This window comes from Marivita sp. (assembly GCF_022763305.1).
Lineage (GTDB): Bacteria > Pseudomonadota > Alphaproteobacteria > Rhodobacterales > Rhodobacteraceae > Marivita.
The window spans coordinates 1-17,543 of sequence record NZ_JALEGT010000098.1; the positions used below are offsets into that span (position 1 = coordinate 1).

The 17,543-nt window shown below is 62.1% G+C and carries 15 protein-coding genes and 1 pseudogene; 9 read left to right on the forward strand and 7 right to left on the reverse strand.

Annotated elements, in window-relative coordinates:
- Window positions 1–650 (forward strand): hypothetical protein (locus tag MRY75_RS17195; protein WP_292309233.1); only part of this gene is annotated, 650 nt, incomplete at its 5' end.
- A 76-nt stretch (window positions 651–726) separates the two neighbouring features.
- On the opposite strand, the gene MRY75_RS17200 is transcribed toward MRY75_RS17195, so the two are convergent.
- Window positions 727–1,824 (reverse strand): restriction endonuclease, encoded by a 1,098-nt coding sequence (locus tag MRY75_RS17200; protein WP_292309267.1) that lies wholly within the window; start codon window positions 1,822–1,824, stop codon window positions 727–729.
- Here MRY75_RS17200 and MRY75_RS17205 point away from each other — a divergent pair.
- The 8 genes and pseudogenes from MRY75_RS17205 (at window position 1,729) to MRY75_RS17240 (ending at window position 9,608) form a co-directional block, all read left to right on the forward strand.
- Complete coding sequence (locus MRY75_RS17205) at window positions 1,729–2,055, forward strand: hypothetical protein (RefSeq protein ID WP_292309269.1); 327 nt, start codon at window positions 1,729–1,731, stop codon at window positions 2,053–2,055. The genes MRY75_RS17200 and MRY75_RS17205 overlap by 96 nt on opposite strands.
- An 82-nt stretch (window positions 2,056–2,137) precedes the next feature.
- Window positions 2,138–2,275 (forward strand): annotated as a pseudogene (locus MRY75_RS17210) (IS3 family transposase); the annotation flags it as partial.
- A gap of 435 nt (window positions 2,276–2,710) precedes the next feature.
- Window positions 2,711–3,907 carry a kynureninase gene (gene kynU / locus MRY75_RS17215; protein ID WP_292309234.1) on the forward strand — a complete coding sequence of 399 codons (1,197 nt, stop codon included), beginning with the start codon at window positions 2,711–2,713 and terminating at the stop codon, window positions 3,905–3,907.
- Window positions 3,904–5,517: an alkaline phosphatase family protein gene (locus MRY75_RS17220; protein WP_292309235.1), complete on the forward strand. Its 1,614-nt coding sequence runs from the start codon at window positions 3,904–3,906 to the stop codon at window positions 5,515–5,517. Before kynU ends, MRY75_RS17220 begins: the two co-directional genes overlap by 4 nt.
- Before the next feature lie 37 nt (window positions 5,518–5,554).
- A complete protein-coding gene (locus MRY75_RS17225; RefSeq protein WP_292309236.1) occupies window positions 5,555–6,496 on the forward strand; it encodes a tripartite tricarboxylate transporter substrate binding protein in 942 nt (313 codons plus the stop codon).
- A 27-nt stretch (window positions 6,497–6,523) separates the two neighbouring features.
- The gene (locus tag MRY75_RS17230; RefSeq protein WP_292309237.1) at window positions 6,524–7,066 is read left to right on the forward strand and encodes a tripartite tricarboxylate transporter TctB family protein; all 543 of its coding nucleotides are present in this window, start codon (window positions 6,524–6,526) and stop codon (window positions 7,064–7,066) included.
- Window positions 7,067–7,075: 9 nt separating this feature from the next.
- Complete coding sequence (locus MRY75_RS17235; RefSeq protein WP_292309238.1) at window positions 7,076–8,557, forward strand: tripartite tricarboxylate transporter permease; 1,482 nt, start codon at window positions 7,076–7,078, stop codon at window positions 8,555–8,557.
- 82 nt (window positions 8,558–8,639) lie between these two features.
- On the forward strand, window positions 8,640–9,608 hold the full coding sequence (locus MRY75_RS17240; protein ID WP_292309239.1) for a pyridoxal-phosphate dependent enzyme: 969 nt from the start codon (window positions 8,640–8,642) through the stop codon (window positions 9,606–9,608).
- Window positions 9,609–9,750: 142 nt separating this feature from the next.
- On the opposite strand, the gene MRY75_RS17245 is transcribed toward MRY75_RS17240, so the two are convergent.
- The 6 genes from MRY75_RS17245 to MRY75_RS17270 all read right to left on the reverse strand — a co-directional run bounded on the left by MRY75_RS17245 (window position 9,751) and on the right by MRY75_RS17270 (window position 17,520).
- Window positions 9,751–11,010: a TRAP transporter large permease gene (locus MRY75_RS17245; RefSeq protein WP_292309240.1), complete on the reverse strand. Its 1,260-nt coding sequence runs from the start codon at window positions 11,008–11,010 to the stop codon at window positions 9,751–9,753.
- Complete coding sequence (locus tag MRY75_RS17250) at window positions 11,007–11,549, reverse strand: TRAP transporter small permease (protein ID WP_292309241.1); 543 nt, start codon at window positions 11,547–11,549, stop codon at window positions 11,007–11,009. The genes MRY75_RS17245 and MRY75_RS17250 overlap by 4 nt, the downstream gene beginning before the upstream one ends.
- 60 nt (window positions 11,550–11,609) lie before the next feature.
- Window positions 11,610–12,596: a TRAP transporter substrate-binding protein gene (locus tag MRY75_RS17255; protein WP_292309242.1), complete on the reverse strand. Its 987-nt coding sequence runs from the start codon at window positions 12,594–12,596 to the stop codon at window positions 11,610–11,612.
- Window positions 12,597–12,952: 356 nt separating this feature from the next.
- A complete protein-coding gene (locus tag MRY75_RS17260) occupies window positions 12,953–13,867 on the reverse strand; it encodes a pseudouridine-5'-phosphate glycosidase (RefSeq protein WP_292309243.1) in 915 nt (304 codons plus the stop codon).
- A 174-nt stretch (window positions 13,868–14,041) separates the two neighbouring features.
- Window positions 14,042–15,619 carry a sulfatase-like hydrolase/transferase gene (locus tag MRY75_RS17265; protein WP_292309244.1) on the reverse strand — a complete coding sequence of 526 codons (1,578 nt, stop codon included), beginning with the start codon at window positions 15,617–15,619 and terminating at the stop codon, window positions 14,042–14,044.
- A complete protein-coding gene (locus MRY75_RS17270) occupies window positions 15,616–17,520 on the reverse strand; it encodes a TRAP transporter fused permease subunit (RefSeq protein ID WP_292309245.1) in 1,905 nt (634 codons plus the stop codon). Before MRY75_RS17270 ends, MRY75_RS17265 begins: the two co-directional genes overlap by 4 nt.
- Between the last annotated feature and the right edge of the window lie 23 nt (window positions 17,521–17,543).

Genomic DNA, 17,543 nt, shown 5'->3' on the forward strand with positions numbered 1-17,543 from the left:
CGGTTCTTTTGAGCGAACTTGAGACGTCGGAGTTGCAGCTCGAGCGGGCGAAGCCGAATGGCAAGTTCGCGCCCTGGATCTTTCGGTTTTCCGCCTTTGACGAGGAGAGTGAAACCCATGATCTCGTGTCAGGTGAAGGCGACACATCACTATCTAGAGAAAATAATAACAAAACTATCTTCTCAGGGCTGATCGAAATCACCGAGAGTTCGAACGTCTTTCAGACCAGTTGGGCAGAGCTCATCAAAGCCGCGAAGGCCACGTTACCCTGCTGGAACATCGACACCCAGGTCATTTGGGATCGCTTCCTCGCCTTCAACCGGTCCCGAGGCAACGGCAGGGTGCCGGCCGGCTTCCTGCTTGGCTTCATGCGCCGATGGCGAAATTCGTTGGGAACTCCAACTCGTCCCGTGGTCAAGCCGCCCGCGAGACCAATAACGGATCCCAAAGAGCGCGAATTGCTGAGACAGATGCAAGCCGCACCAACTGCGAACCGCCAGTTCCACGCGTCCGACTTGTGTCGCCTGATCGGACACGCTGCCTACGAAGCGCGGGTACTCGATGTGATCCGCAAGTTTGGGTGCCAGAGGTTTTCAGCGACGTTGGCAGTGCACGGGCGAGCGGTGTTGGCTGGGGAGATATCCAGGTGACAGATAGACTCGAAGAAAGATCCCGCGGCGCTGGTAATCGTTCCGTCATCGGCATGATACGACTGATCTCAAAACACTACGCGAGTTCGTGTTCCCGAAGTGCTCCTTGGATCAAGTGTTTAAGCGCCTCTGCATGCGTTTGCGACGAGCCAGTGACGTCCATCGTAGCTACTAGGAGGCTGTCCTCCGCGCCTTCGCTTGCAATCGCGTAGCGCGTGCGGATCGGATCGGGTGGCAGGTCGCCGTGGTGTGGATAGAGCAACATGACGTTCGGGCACCGATAGAGTTGGCCGTATGCCATCAATTGATACACATCGGCCTGACTGACGCCTTGCTTCGGATCGTCGATGCGCGGCGCCATCCTTTTCCATTTCGTGTCGATGACGAGTACGGTTCGATCGCCCTGCCGGATGATGAGATCCGGTTTGGTCCGAAACCGACCTGTACCACCTTCGAATAGGCAATCTCGATGACCGCCTTGAGCTGCGACACGGTAACCGCTGTCTGCGAGGGCGCGGGTGACCAGTCTGGCAACATATTGTTCGAACAAGGCATTCATCTCGAACAAGAGCGCATGACCATCAATAGCTCCAGCAGTGGTTCGCTGATGCCGGTCTGTGAGGAGTAGCCGGGCGAACGAAAGAAGCTCACTCCACCGCTGATTTGTGCGATCCAGAGTGATCTGGTCCCATCGCAACGCAGGGACGGAAACCTCGCTCACATCGGCATAGGCAAAGCCAAGCTCGCGTAGGATACGCTGGTTGTCGGGCGCCTGCGCCACGTGCTGCAAGCGCGTCACGGCGGCGCGCATCACCTGGTTGAGCGGTATATCAGAAGACAGTTCATCGTATCGACAGGCCAGCCTCTGCGGCGCGACCGCATGGCGAGAAAACTGGCGGGTGACATCGAGCCTGCCGCGGAGCGCAGGTAGGTCGTCCGCATGATCCAGATAACGGCGCGGCAATCCCATTCGCACCGCTTCCATCAGGCGGGCGCAAAAAAGCCGGATCAACAATTCCAGTATGGTGTCCTTCTGCCATCCTAGCTGGGCCAGCGATCCTGCATCGATGCGCAGATCGTGGACAACCGCCAGCATGTGGATCAGGCGGCGACGCAGAGCATCATCGGAAGCCTCGCGCTCACCAAGGCCTTCGATCTTCGGAAGGATCTCCAATTGACAGCCTTGCGCGACGATTACGCCGACCACGCCGCGGGCCCGCAGGCCTTTGCGGCCGTGTTCGAGTACACCTTCTCCACCGCGTCCCGCGAAGGTCGAGCGTGCCGCAACGGCGGCAATCCGATCAGCTTCCGCCTGTGGGATGGTCGTGTCGTCGCCCCCAGCCGGGACCGGCGCCAATCACTCGAGGCGTCGGTCTATCTCAGCATTGATCCGGACGGCGAATAAGCGGCTCCATCATTCGCCGGGTTGCTGCTCCGGCATCTCGTTGGCAGGTGCGACTGCGCCAGACGCCGCGCGGGTGAACGAGAAGCGTATCCGACGGCTGATGCGCCCTATGGGGCTCATGCCGATCTACCAGAAGCCTAATACCAGCAGACTGGCAAAGGGGTGCAAGACCTATCCTTACCTGCTGAGAGGTCCGCGGGTAGATCGCCCGAACCAGGTCCTCCTCTCGGGATCATGCTGCGCATGACCCTGCCTTGCGCCAGGCGGAATGAGGAAGATCTCCGGTGCCTCACCGGCAGGTTTCTTTCTGAAGACCGGCATGCGGATCTGTTCGTGAATCCGTATGTCAGGAAGACCGGGGCCTCCGTATGTATCGCAGTGAGATGCGCATCTGGTGCAGGCCGCTATCGGCATTTCGAATACCCAGTTCGGGGATGAACTGTTCTGCCGTCATGTCGCCTCAGCTAGCAAGGGGATAGGAATTGAATCGGTCGCCCCGGAACGGTTGCCTGTACGTTTGCGATTGCCGGCAGAGCACTGCGCCCAGGTTCGGGCGGGCCGGGGGCAAACGCCGACCGAGGTGCCGATCATCGCGGACCGCCGGGTGCCGCCTTGTAAGAGACTTGGAGCGACATTGCCAAGAGAGGAGCGGACATTGACCGATTTTTCACAGACACGCAGCCAGTTCGACCTGCCCGAGGGGATGATCTATCTGAACGGCAATTCGCTGGGCCCGATGCCGCGCGACTCGGTGGGAGCGATGACCAGCTTTCTCAATGACGAATGGCGCACCGAACTGATCAAGGGCTGGAATACCAAGGACTGGTTCATGCAGACCAACACGCTTGGCGACCGGGTCGGGCGGCTGATCGGTGCCCCGGCAGGCACGACGGTTGTCGGCGACACGCTGTCGATCAAGGTTTTCCAGGCGGTCGCCGCCGGCATGGCGATGGTGCCCGACCGCAAGGTGATCCTGTCGGACAATGGCAATTTCCCGACTGATCTCTACATGGTCGAGGGGTTGATGAAGCTGAAGGATGCCGGCTACGAGCTGCGCATCCCGGACCCCGAGGCGGTGCTGGACGGCATCACCGAAGAGGTCGGCGTGGTAATGATTACCGAGGTCGATTACCGCACCGGCCGCCGGCACGACATGAAGGCGGTCATCGACAAGGCCCATGCGGCGGGCGCGGTGGTGGTCTGGGATCTGGCGCATTCGGCCGGCGCTGTGCCGGTCGATGTCGGCGGGCTGGACACGGATTTCGCCATCGGCTGCACCTACAAGTACCTCAATGGCGGACCGGGCGCACCAGCCTTCATCCATGTCGCGCCGCGGCTGCTGGAGACGGTCGAGCCGTTCCTGTCCGGCTGGTATGGGCACGAGGCGCCCTTTGCCTTCGACACCGATTATCGCCCGATGCCGGGCCGGATCGAGCGGATGCGGATCGGCACACCGTCGATCGCCTCGTTCGCGCTTCTGTCGGCGGCGCTCGACATCTGGGACCAGGTGGACATGGACGCGCTGCACCGGAAATCGGTGGAATTATCGGAGCTGTTCATCCGTGAGGTCGAGGCCCGTTGCCCCGGCCTGCACCTGATCAGCCCGCGCGACGCGCAGACACGCGGCAGCCATGTCTCCTTTGCCTTCGAGCATGGCTATGCCTGCATGCAGGCGCTGATTGCCGACAATGTGATCGGCGATTTTCGCGCCCCCGATGTCATGCGCTTTGGCATCACGCCGCTTTTCATCGGTGAGGCCGACATCCTGGGTGCTGTCGACCGGCTGGAACGCATCCTCAAGGAGGAACTGTGGAAGGAGGAGCGCTTCCAGAAACGGTCTCTCGTGACATGACGGCGCGAAACATCCTGTTCATCATGTGCGACCAGCTCAGATGGGATTACCTGGGCTGCGCCGGGCACCCATCGATCCGCACGCCCAATATCGACGCGCTGGCCGCGCGCGGGGTTCGCTTCGACCGGGCCTATGTGCAGTCGCCGATCTGCGGGCCCAGCCGGATGAGCTTCTACACCGGACGCTATGTCAGGAGCCACGGCTCAACCTGGAACATGGTACCGCTGAAGGTGGGCGAGCGGACGCTGGGCGAATACCTGCGTCCGCTCGGCCGGCGCACAGTGCTGTGCGGCAAGACCCACATGACCGCCGACATCGAGGGGATGCAGCGACTGGGACTGTCGAAAGAGGACGGGATCGGCGCGTTGCTGTCGGAATGCGGCTTCGAGGTCTGGGATCGGCTCGACGGGGTGCATCCGACTGGCGGCAAGGTGCCGTCGCATTACAACGATCACCTGGCCGCCGAAGGTTACGACGGCGAGAATCCGTGGCAGGACTGGGCCAACTCGGGCGAGGATGCGGATGGCAACATCCTGTCGGGCTGGCTGATGAAAAACGCGGGTTTGCCCGCGCGCGTGCGGCTTGAGGATTCAGAGACCAACTATACCACCCGGCGCGCCATCGAGTTCATCGACAGCGCCGGAAATGCGCCGTGGTGTCTGCATCTGAGCTACATCAAGCCGCATTGGCCCTATATCGCACCCGCGCCCTATCACGACATGTATTCCGCCGATGATGTACCGCCGGCAATCCGCGACGAGCGTGAGCGGGCGGATCCGCATCCGCTGTTGGCGGCCTATCAGGCGCACCGCACTTCGAAATGCATGTCCCGCGACGAGGTGCGCCAAACGGTGATCCCGGTCTATATGGGGCTGATCACCCAGATCGACGACCAGATCGGCGAATTGATGCGCCACCTCGAGGCCGCAGGCCGGCTCGACGATACGCTGATCGTCTTCACCTCGGATCATGGCGACTATCTGGGCGACCACTGGCTGGGGGAGAAGGAGCTGTTCCACGAGCAATCGGTGCGTATTCCGCTGATCGTGGTCGATCCCGACCCGCGCGCGGATGCGACCCGGGGGCAGGTCAATTCCGACCTGGTCGAGGCGATCGACCTGGTGCCCACCTTCATCGAGGCGGTGGGTGGTATTGTTCCCGGTCACATCCTCGAAGGCCACTCGCTGCTGCCGCTCCTGTACGGGTCGACGGAATGGCCGCGTGACGCCTCGGTGTCGGAATACGATTTCGCCTTCCGCGAGGCGCGCGCGCTTCTTGGCAGCGACATTGCCGACTGCCGGGCGGTCATGGTCTTCGACGGCCGTTACAAGCTGATCCATGTCCCCGGCCACCGGCCGATGCTGTTCGACCTCGAGGCCGATCCGCGGGAATTCACCGATCTCGGCGATTATCCTGCGCTCGCCCCGGTGCGCGAGCGACTCGGGCAGCGGCTGTTCCGCTGGATGGAGCAGTTGCGCACGCGCACGACGATCACCGATGACCGCGTCGACCGGCTGACCGAGATCGAGAAGGACGAAGGTATCTGGATCGGCTTCTGGGACGAAGCCGATGTCGAATGCGCAAGGAATGCGCCGAAAGGACGATCCTGAACGGATCATCACCCATCTCGCAACTTTGGGAGGACCCATGAAACTGAAATCTCTTGCTATCGCGGCGAGTGCCGCCACCGCGCTGCTGGCGCCGCTTGCGGCACAGGCGGAATATCCGGAAAAACCGGTGTCGTTCGTCGTGCCCTGGCCGCCGGGAGATCTGGCCGACATCACCACCCGGATCATCGCGGACGAGTTCCAGGCAACCTATGGCGTGGCCTCGGCGGTCCTCAACAAGCCCGGCGGCGGCGGTGGTCCGTTCCCCGGCGCAGTCTATGTCGCACAACAGCCGGCCGACGGCTACACGGTCGGCGCGCTGGTCAACGCGATACCGGCCTTCGGCGACCAGATCGGCATTCCCGAACTCAATCCCGACCCGTTCGAGCCGCTGGGGATCTATCTGACCTATCCTTTCGTGATCGCCGCACGCGGTGACCTGCCCTTTGACTCGATTGACGGGCTGGCCGCCTATTCGCAAGACAATCCCGTCGTGTTCGGGCATTTCGGCGCCAAGCTCCTGCCCACGCGGGCAACATTCGCCCTCGCCAAGACGGCAGGTATCGAATTCGCCTCGAACGCCGCCTTCGACGCGCTCGACTGCAACACCCTGGCCTCCGGCGATGTCGACGTGATGACGGTGACGGTGCAGACGATCCTGCCGTGTATCGATGATGTGAAGATGCTGGCGGCCTTCGGCGACACCCGGCTGCCCGTCGCCCCCGATGCTCCGGCGGTCGCCGAACTGGTGCCCAACCTGAACCTGTCGTTGTGGAACGGTCTTTTCGTGCACAAGGATACGCCGCAGGAGATCCGCGACAAGATCACAGAGGTGGCGCAGAGAGCGGTCGAATCCGAGCGCATGCAGGAGATCGCCGCGCAGACCGGCGCGCTGATCCGCTGGAAGACCGATGCGGAAGCCCAGGCTCAGATCGCCTCGGACAAGGCGGCGCTCGACACGATCAACGAGCTTCTGCAGTAACGCGGCCCTCGGGAGGAGAAAGCAAGCATGACCCCGAACACAACCGGCTTCCTGAAGTTCTTCCGCCGCGAGCGGCGCCGGGGGGATTTCATCTTCGCCGCGGCGATGCTTGCATTCTCACTCTTCCTGCTCGCGAGCTTTCCGTCACAGACCACGCCGGCCGAGGGGACCGCGTGGTCTGCGCAGCCAACGCTCTGGCCCGCGATCGGGGTATTTGGCATGACAGCGTTCGCAGCCTTGAACCTGCTCAGCTCGGTTTTGTCGCCGCGCATTCCGGGGCGGTTGGCGGAATTGCGGGTCTGGCTCGGGTTCTTGGAATATGCCGGATGGTTCCTGGGCTTTGTGCTGCTGGTGCCACAACTGGGTTATCTGCCAACGAGCGTGTTGTTCGCGGTCGCGCTGTTCTGGCGCTGCGGGTATCGCAGCGCGCGGATGATACTCATCGCCGCCCTGACCGGCATCGGCATCGTCGTGCTGTTCAAGGTCGGGCTGCGCGTGAATGTGCCAGGCGGGGCATTGTATGAGCTTCTGCCATCCGGATTGCGCAACATCTTCATCGTGTATTTCTAGGAGAAAACCGTGGAACATCTGCTGCCCGCCATCGGACTCCTGCTGCAGCCGGCCGTGCTGGTCGCCCTGTTTGTCGGCTCGATCGGCGGTGTTGTTATCGGCGCGATCCCTGGAGTAGGGCCGGCCGTCGCGATTGCTATCCTGCTGCCGACCACCTTCATTTTCGATCCATTGGTCGGGCTTTCGCTCTTGCTGGGGATTTACGGTTCGTCGATGTATGGCGGCGCAATCCCGGCGATCCTGATGAACACCCCCGGAACCGCCGTCAACGCGCTGACCACCTATGACGGTTATCCGATGACGCGAAAGGGCCAGGCTCAGCGGGCGCTCGGTCTGGCGTATTCGGCATCGTTCTTTGGCGCGATGGTTTCCATCGTCTGCCTTGTCGTGCTGATGCCGGTGCTGACGAAGGTGGCGCCGATGTTCGGTTCGCGCGAGATCTTCCTTGCCGCGCTGTTCGGTGTCATCCTGGTGATCCTGTCGCATCGCGGCCAGGTCTTCGCGGCCGGAATGATGGCCTGTTTCGGAATCCTGCTGAACACCATCGGTCTGGAACCGATCAACTATACGCAGCGGTTCACGTTCGGCCAGTCCTGGCTCAGTTCCGGGGTCAACCTCGTCGTTGTCGTACTGGGTATTTTCGCGCTCAGCCAGGCCTTTCTGCTGCTGTCCGGCTCGGATGACCATGTCGAGCCCCAGAAGGTCCGCGGCAGCGTCTTCAGCGCGATGCGCGAGGTCTGGAAGCACAAGCGTGTCGCCGGCGTGTCGTCGGTTTTTGGTGTCGGCATTGGTATCATCCCGGGTGTCGGCGAGTTCGTGTCGCAGTTCCTGGCCTATTCATACGCCCAGCGGACCTCCAGGACGCCCGAGCAGTTCGGCGACGGTTCGCCCGAGGGGCTGATCGCCTCGGAGGCGGCGAACAATTCCGTTCCAGCGGCGGCACTCATCCCGTTGCTGGCGCTCGGTGTGCCGGGCGAGGCGCTGACCGCAATGATGCTAGCGGTGTTTTATGTGCACAACGTGGTGCCGGGTCCGCAGCTTTTGACTGGGCAGATGGACTTCGTGATCGCGCTCTATATCGCACTGCTGGTGCTGAATATTTTCGCGTTGGCATTCCTGCTGATCTCCACAAAGACCCTGGTTCGTGTGATCAGTATCCCGAACCGGATCATCGGTATTCTGGTGCTGATGTTCTCGTTCGTGGGGGTCTATTCGTTGCGCAACTCGATCACCGATTGTCTGATCGCCACCGGATTCGGTCTGTTCGGCGCGATCCTCAAACGGCTGAACGTGCCGATCGTACCGATCATCCTCGGCATGGTTCTCGGCGGGATCATGGAGGCGAAGTTCCGCAGCGCCATGGCCCGGGTCCAGTCGCCGCTCGATTTCATCGACCGTCCGATCTCGGCTGTGCTGGTGCTGGCGATCATAGGGGTTCTTGCGATAAATCTGCGGTCGACCCTGCGGCAGCACCGCGCCCGTTCGAACTGACCTTACCGGCACCGATCCGCAGGCTGCGTCTGCCCCGGCCGGAGTCTGAAAACCATTCGAGGAAAACAGGAAGCGAAACCCGATGACCGTCCCCTGCCGCCCGACATTGACCGAGATTGCCGAGGCCCGGGCGCGGCTTGCACCCTTTCTTGATCCGACGCCGCTGTTCCGGCTGGATATCGGCTCGACGAATCGCAGGCTTTTTCTAAAGCTTGAGACGTTGACCCCGATCGGTGCATTCAAGTTCCGTCCGGCACTGAATGCGATCCTGTCGCGTGACCGCGCGGAACTGCGCCATGGCGTCGCCGTCCCCAGTTCTGGCAACATGGCCTATGCCATGGCCTGGGCGGCGCGGGCCGTCGGGGTGCCGATGGCCGCCTACATGTATCGCGATGCGCCCGCCGCCAAGGTCGACGGTGTCCGCGCCCTTGGCGGCGAGGTCCGGTTCGTCAGCCGGGCGACCTGGTGGAGCTACATCGTCGAGGCCGCGCGGCCCGAGGGGCCGGAGCTGTTCATCAACCCCGTGACCGATCCCGCAGTGCTGGCCGGCAACGGTACCATCGGCATGGAGATCGTCGAGGCTCTGCCCGGAGTTGGCACGATCCTGATCCCATTCGGCGGTGGCAGCATGACCACGGGCGTCGCGAGTGCCGCAAAGTCCCTGCGGCCCGAAACGCGGGTTTTTGCCGTGGAGGATACCAGCGCCGCCCCTGTCGGAGCCGCGCTTGCCGCCGGCGCTGTCGTGCAGGTCGAGACCCGTCCATCCTTCATCAAGAGCATCGGCGGCCCGTCGGTGGTGCCGCAGCTCTGGCCGGTGGCAAGCGGGCTGATCGAGGGTGCGATCGCGGTCCCACCGGAGCAGGTGTGCGAGGCAATGCGTCTGCTTTTCTCCAAGGCCAAGGTGGTGGCAGAGGGGGCCGGTGCGGCGGCACTGGCGGCCGCCTTCGACCGGCAGGACCTGTCCGGTGACATCGTCTGCCTGGTTTCCGGCGGCAATATCGGTGCCGCCGATTTTGCCACGGTCCTGACCGGCGGCATTCCGAAGGCCTGAACGGCACGGGATCGCGGCGGGAAATCCTCCAGTCCTCAGCAGATGACCGGGTGCTCCATGTCGGGATCGGGCTGCGCGCACAATTTCCTTTGATCAGCCGCTGCCAGATTGCGCGGATACCCGATCAGCCGGCGTCCGCGGCTCAGATCAACGCCGTCGAGAGGTACGGAAACCTGCTGAGAAGTATGAGGACCGCCGCAACGGCAAGGAGGAACGGCCACAGCGACCTCAGGATTTGCCCGGGGTTGGTCTTGCTCATCGCCGACGCGATATAAAGGCCGACACCCACAGGTGGCGTCAGCAGACCGAGCACAAGATTGAGGCACATGACAACACCGAACTGGAATGGGCTGATGCCGTAGTTGGCCATGGCGATGGGAAGCAGGATCGGCGTCAGCAGGATCAGTGCGGCGATGCCGTCGATCAGCATCCCGACAAACAGCAGGATCAGGTTAACGATCAGCAGGAACAGGAACGGATCGCTGGTCACCGAGGTGACATAGGCTGCCAGTTTCTGCGGCAGAGCCTCGTAGATGATCACCCAGCCGAACACGTTCGCGGTGGCGATCATGAAGACGATCATCGAGGCGTTGACCGCCGTGCGCCTGAATACGGCAAACAGTGCCGACGGTTTCAGTTCCCGGTAGACGAGCCAGCCCACGAGGAACGCGATCAGGGATGCGACGGCGGCGGATTCGGTCGGAGTCGCGATGCCGAGCAGGATGCCGCCGATGATTGCGATCGGTATGAGCGTGGCCGGGGTGCAGTAGAGCAGGGCCGAGAGCGCCTCGGGCAGGGTGAACCAAGCGCCTTTCGGAAAGCCATGGCGAAAACCGACCAAGGTGATGATGAACACGACGGTGCCGGCCAGGATCAGTCCCGGCAAAATGCCGGCGAGAAACATGTCTCCGATCGGAATCTGTGCCAGCACTCCGAAGATGACGAACATCATCGACGGCGGGATGATCGGCGCCAGCAGGCCGCCGGCGGCGGTGGTCGCCGCCGCAAAGCCGCGGTCATAGCCTTCCTTTTCCATCTCGGGCACCAATGCCTGCGCCATGACCGCGATTTGGGCGGTGGCCGAGCCGATGATGGCCGCCATGAACATGTTCGCCAGCAGGTTGATATAGGCCAGCCCGCCGCGAAACCCGCCGACAAAGACCCGGGCGGCATTGATCAGGCGGCGCGTCATGCCGCCCTCGTTCATCAATTCGCCGGTCAGCATGAAGAGCGGTATCGCCAGCAGGCCGTAGTTTTCGATCCCGGCAAACATCTTCTGTGCGAAACTCTCGTAGAGAACCGTGTTGCCGCTGGCCCATACATACCCGATTGCGGTCAATGCGAGCACCAGTGCAACCGGCACCGAAAGCATCAGCAGCAGGATGAACAGAACGGGCGTCATTCGATTTCTCCCATATTCGGCCGGATGGCGGGCCGGAACAGGTTCGCCACACCATGCAGTGTCATGCCGGCTGAAAACAGCCAGACCACGATCCAGACCCACACTTTGCGGATCCCGAGTGTGGTGGTCTGCTCCGAATAGATGAAATTAAACGTCTCGCCCTGGAATACCTCGGTGTCGAAGCCGGCCCGCAGCAGCATGTGCGGCGCGAACCACAGCCAACAGAACCAGACCATCAGCAGTGCAAATACAAGTACGATCAGATCGACCAGGCGGGCGCTCACCTTCTGCAGGGCCGGCGGCAGCGCATCGGTAAGGATCGTGACGGCGACGGCACTGCCGTGATGCACGGCGGCCGAAGCCCCCAGGAACGTCATCCAGACCATTGCATAGATGGCCAGTTCATCGGTCCAGAACAGTGCGGCGCCAAGGCTGCGCGTGACGACATTCAACAGGATGAGACCCGTGACGGCGACGGCCAGAACGGCCGCGGCTACAAGCTCCATGCGCGCCCATGCGGCGGACAGTTTCCCAAGCATCGGGTTCTCCCTTGATGCCAGAGCACGCAGGTTCCGTGCTCTCGCCCGTTGGCCGGAACGTCAGTTCGCGGTTTCCTGTGACACGCTCCGCAGACCAGCAAGAGCGGCGGACTTCTTCGACCAGATCTCGTTCCATTTCTCGACCGCATCCGCGAAGAAGTCCTCGCCGATGACCTTGTAGGTCTTGCCGACGCCCTTCAGGTCGTCCAGCCAGCCCGGCTCGGCCTCGACATAGGTGTCGATGGTACTGTCCACGTGCCGGGCCATGAGATCACCGACCATGGCGCGATCTTCCTCCGAAAGTCTCGCCCAGACCCGACCCGAGATCAGGCCGACCATCGGGAACATCATGTGGTTCGACTGCAGGATCGTGTCCGCATGCTCGTAGTATTTCAGCACCCAGATCAGTTCAGCATCCATGTCGATGGCATCGACCTGGCCGTTGGCCAGCGCGTCATAGACATCGGGCAGCGGCATCGGTGTCGGGGCGGCGCCGATCGCGTTGTAGAAATCGAGGATCGGTGCGAACGGCGTGATCCGGATTTTTCGTCCGGCGAGATCCTCGGCTGAATTCACTTCTCCACGGCTGACCATCTGGCGCAAGCCGGCCATGCCGAAACCGGTACCGACGACGCCGGCCTTTGCCGGAAGCTGCTCCAGCAGGGCCTGCGCCGTATCGCTGCGCAGGATGCGTCCGGCATGGGCCACGTCCCGGGCCAGGTAGGGCGCGTAGAACGCTCCGAAATCGGGAGCCCTGTTCGAGACCTCGGCGACGGTCATGAACGCCATGTCGAGCGCGCCGGTCTGAAGTTGCTGGAGCATCTCCGCTTCGTTGCCGAGCTGGCTTGCTGGGAAGACGGTGACGTTGTGCGCCCCACCGCTTTCTTCCGCCAGTTCGGCGGCAAAAGCTTCGGCGGCCTTGGTCCAGATATGCGGCGGGGGCGTGAGCAAGCCAAGCCTGAAGTCATCAGCCGCCGCAACAGTTGCCGCGACGCTCACGGCCACGGCCACGGCGCAGCCGTTCAATCTGGAAAGCAAGGTATTCATTCTGGTCTCCCTGATGTGTGCATCTCCAGGCAACACGATCCTGGAACGCGTATCTCGATGTTCATTTTCCGATGATAGATCAGCTTACTTCTCCTCTCTCAACAAGCTGGCTTCAGGAGAAGTTGTTATCGTAATTCGTTATACCGGCTCCGTGCCATATCCGGTTCGTTTGTGTGTTTGCGGGAGGCTCTCCGAAGATGGTCGGATCGCTCACTGCCCAACATGATCATGGCCGCCAGAATATCTGAATCCGCGTAGTCTTGCCCGGTCAGGGACAATGCGGTCTGTCAAACCCAATATCTGTGTGCTGGAAATATTCGAAGAAGCCTGACAGCGCGAAGGGCGGCCGAAGGCTTCTACCTCCTGAAACCGCACAATTCCCGGGCGATTTCCGCAGCCAGACGCGCATTGTTGCGGACCAGCGCAATATTTGCTGTCAGGGAGCGCCCTTCCGTGAGTTCGAAAATTCGGGACAGCATATAAGGTGTAACCTCCTTTCCGGTGATGCCCCTTTCCTCGGCATTGGCCTGGGCCTGCGCGATGATCGGTGACAGCTCGGTTGCGGCGATTTGATCTGCGGCGGGAATCGGATTGGCAACCAGTTGGCCGCCTGGCAACCCCATGGTGCCGCGCATCACGTGAGCGCGCGCAATCTGGGCGGCTTGGTCCATGCGAAGCGGTGCTGTCAACTCAGACTGTGATGACCAGAAGGCGGGAAAGCTGTCCTGCCCGTATGCGATCACCGGCACTCCGTGAGTCTCCAGAACTTCCAGTGTCTTGGGTAGATCGAGAATGGCTTTGGCACCCGCCGCAACGACGGTGACGGGAGTTTGTGCAAGTTCCAGCAGGTCGGCGGAAATGTCGAATGTTGATTCGGCCCCCTTGTGTACGCCTCCGATCCCGCCGGTGGCAAAGACCTCGATGCCGGCAATGCGCGCGGCGATCATGGTTGCCGCAACTGTCGTCGCACCCATGCCGCCGTTTGCGATACAGACCGGTATGTCCGCGCGGGAGACCTTTGCCACGTCCTGCTCCGTGCCAAGCGTTGCAAGTTGATCTTCCTCCAGTCCGATGTGGAGAACGCCGCTCAATATCGCGATCGTGGCCGGTGTCGCGCCGGCATCGCGGATATCCTGCTCGACCTGCGCCGCGACCTCGAGGTTCTGCGGATAGGGCATACCGTGCGTGATGATCGTGCTTTCAAGCGCGACAATAGGCGCCCCGCTGGCTCTCGCCGCCTGCACTTCTCGTGAGTATGTGATGTCGAACATCGGTTATCCTCGCGGTGTAGCGTTCGTGAAGAGCAAAGGCAGGAGACAACTTGGTTCCCGAGAACAGATTGGTCGCCTGCGCCTCCCCTATTCTAGCGTCTGCTTTCCGGGCGGTGCGGCGGGCATACTTCTGTAGCACCGGCATGAGCGGTTCCCATTGCTTCCCGCTTTGCCTCAGGCCTGACGGATCGGAACCGGCACCCGGTCGATTGCCCCGATCTCGGCCCGCAGAAGCTGTTCGGTCAGGGCATGACGAATATCGGCGGCATCGGGCTCGTCCCAAAGGTTGTCGAATTCTCCGGGGTCGGTCTCGAGATCATAAAGCTCACCCCAGTCGACCCCCTCAATGACCGAGATCCGATAGCGGTCCGTGCGCAGCGAATGCACGCGCGGCGGCACGCCGAGGCCGGGATGAAGACGTTGGTGTTCATACTGAATCAACGCCGCGTCACGGCCCGGCCCGTCGATGAAGTCCGCTCCCTGAAAGCCTTCGAAGGGGGCCAGCCCGGCACGTGCCAGGATTGCTGCGCCGATATCATGGGTCTGGGCGATCCGTTCGGTCCGCTTTCCCGTTTTTGCTTCCTCCAGCTTGGGATCAGACCAAATAAATGGAACGCGGGTCACTTGCTCGTAGCATTCGGCCCCCTTCAGAAGCAGACGATGATCGCCCAGGTTCTCGCCATGGTCCGAGGTGAACAGGATCACCGTATCCTCGTCGCAGCCGCTGGCTTTCAGGGTCTGGCAGATCCGGCCTATGGCGTCGTCGATCATGGTGATCATACCGCAGGTCAGTGCCTGCGCTTCTTGCGCCTCGCGGGCGGAACAGCCGATCGTGTCCATGCCGGCCAAATTGGCCTTGCCGGTGTCCCGCGCATCCAACCGTCCCTGCACATGTGGTGGCGGCACCCAGTCGTTGCGCGTAAAGGCGGCCGGGATCGCCATGTCGTCGGGATCATACATGTCCCAATAGCGACCCGGCGGATTGAACGGGTGATGCGGGTCGGGGAACGAGACCATCAGGAAGAACGGGTCGTCGCCGGCATTCTCCTCGATGCAAGCATCCGCGCATTCGGCGATGTAGCTGGTCGAGTAGAGCTCTTCCGGGATCGCCGTGCGAACCGCTTGAGGGCAGGAATAGTCATGCGGCAACTGGTTGGCCGCCCCGATCCTGGTCAGGGCGTCAGGATCACGTTCCAGCAACCACCGTCGATAGTCACCACCCAGATCGTCGCCGTGGCTCGTGACCAGATCGACGTGATCGAACCCGTAGAACGGCGTTTGGACGCGCGCATCGGGCTCCTGCCAGTGGGCCGGATCCTCCTGGCCGTGCGCGGGGTCGTCGAGCGTCCCCCGGATGGCTGCGGATAGTTCCCGCGGCGGGGGCGTGCCCGTGTCGCTGCCGGTCTCCGGAAACACCGGCGGGCGGCCGGTGAAATTCTGCAGATGGCTCTTGCCGCAGAGCGCCGTGCGGTAGCCTGCGGCCCGAAGCAGCTCGACGAATGTGACCCGGTCCTGGGACAACGGGATGCCATTGGCGCGGACGCCGCTGACCGACGGCCACCGCCCGGTCATAAGGCTGGCGCGGTTGGGCATACAAACCGGGCTGCTGACATAGAACCGGTCGAAAGCAAGGCCGCGGCTGGCCAGAGCATCGATGTTCGGGCTACGCACGACCGGATGGCCGTAGCACCCCAAGAAATCTGCACGCAACTGGTCGGTGATGAAAAGTATGAAATTCGGCTTGCGGCTCATGGCTGTATCCTGCGTTGCGTCTCCGCCTTGCGGACGACGATGAATTCATAGGCGATGACTGCACTTCCGAGCGCCAGCAGCATCAGCGCGGGGATCGTGCCTCCGGGCACATAATGACCGGGAACCAGTAGCACCATTCCAAGAAGGGCATACCCGATGCGCCGCGCGCCCTGAAGACGTGCCGAGAAGTATCCCACGATCACCGCGGTAATGAGCCAGATGCCGAGGCTGGCGCGAAGCAGTGCCTCGAGGATTTCCAGCGGGGTGCCGTTCATGATCAGGGCCGGGTCAAGCACGAAGACGAAGGGGATGACATAGGCTGACCAGCCCAGACGCATGGCCTTGAATCCCGTGCGCATCGGCCCTGATCCGGCTATGGCTGCTGCCGCGAAGGCCGCAATTGCAACAGGCGGCGTCATCATTGACATCATGCCCAGATAGAGCACGAAGAGATGGGCGGCGATCTTGTCGATGCCGACATCGACAAGCGGTACGGCAATGAGCGTGGACAGGAGCGCATAGACGCCAACGGTCGGCATACCCATGCCCAGCACGATGCAGATCATGGCGGACAGCAGCAGCAGGAGCGGCAGGTTGCGTCCGCCAATATCGACGATGGCCTCGGAAATATTGAAGAGCACCCCTGACGAATTCAGTGCGCCAATGACGATCCCCGCGACTGCCGCAATAAAAATGATTGAGACCGATGCATCGGCGGTTCCGGCCATGGCTTCGGAAAAGGTCTTGATCGTAGGCCTCTTGCCGTGGTGTCCGAAGATCATCAACGCCACGATCATCGCTGCCGTGGATGCCAGCGCCGCATATTCGGGACGCCAGACCAGTGCAAACAGGCCGTAGATCAGAACCACGAATGGCAGCACGAAAACCCAGCCGTGCCGCAACTCGCCGCGGACCGTTTGACCTTCGTTGCGCTCGCCCCTGATCCCGTCGCGCGCCGCGATCAGGTCGATCTGCAGAAACAGGCCGACGTAGTAGAGCACTGCAGGAATGACCGAGGCCAGAACGACGGCTGAATATTCGACCTCGGCGACAACCGCCATCAGGAAGGCGGCGGCCCCCATGACCGGCGGCACCAACTGCCCGCCTGTCGAGGCGACGGCTTCGAGCCCGGCGGCGGTGTCATTCTTGTAGCCGGCCTTTTTCATCAGCGGAATGGTGATCATCCCGGTCGAGACGACATTGGACACCGCCGATCCCGAAATGGCCCCGAAGAATCCCGAGGCCGTGACCGCGATCTTGGCCGACCCGCCGCGTGACGATCCCATCATCGCCCCGGCGAGGTTTGAAAAGAAATCTCCACCGCCCGCAGCCTGCAGGACCGAGCCCATCAGCACGAAGGCAATCACCACGGTGCCGACGATCGACAGCGGCGCGCCGAGGATGTTGCCGTCCTGGAAGGCCATCGAATAGAGAAAGGCCTCCGGGCGGAAGGGACGACCTGTCAGGACGCCGGGCAGGTACTGCGCGAACACCGCGATCAGAATTGCGGCAAGGGCGATGATCGCCAGCGCCAGCCCCGCGGTACGCCGCACGCCCTCGATCAGCAGCACGATCAGGATTACCGCAATCATCAATCCGAAGGACGAATAGTCCCGGAAACTGGCATCGTCGAGAAGCTGGGGAAAGCGGACGACGGTATAGAGCGCGGCCAGCGTGCCCAAGCCGCACAGCGGGATGTCGATGGCCATGGAAAGCCGGGGGCGGGCCCGGTGAAACGGTTCACGGATGAAGATCACCACCGCCGAGAGCGCCACAAGAAAATAAAGGAACTGGCCCTTGTAGAGGTTGAAGCCCAGCATCCGCGGCACGTTCAGTGCCCAAAGCACGGCAGCCGCAACCATCACGGTGCCAAGAATACGAACCAGTGTCGCGCGTGTCATTCCCCGCCCTTTCATCGAAAGCG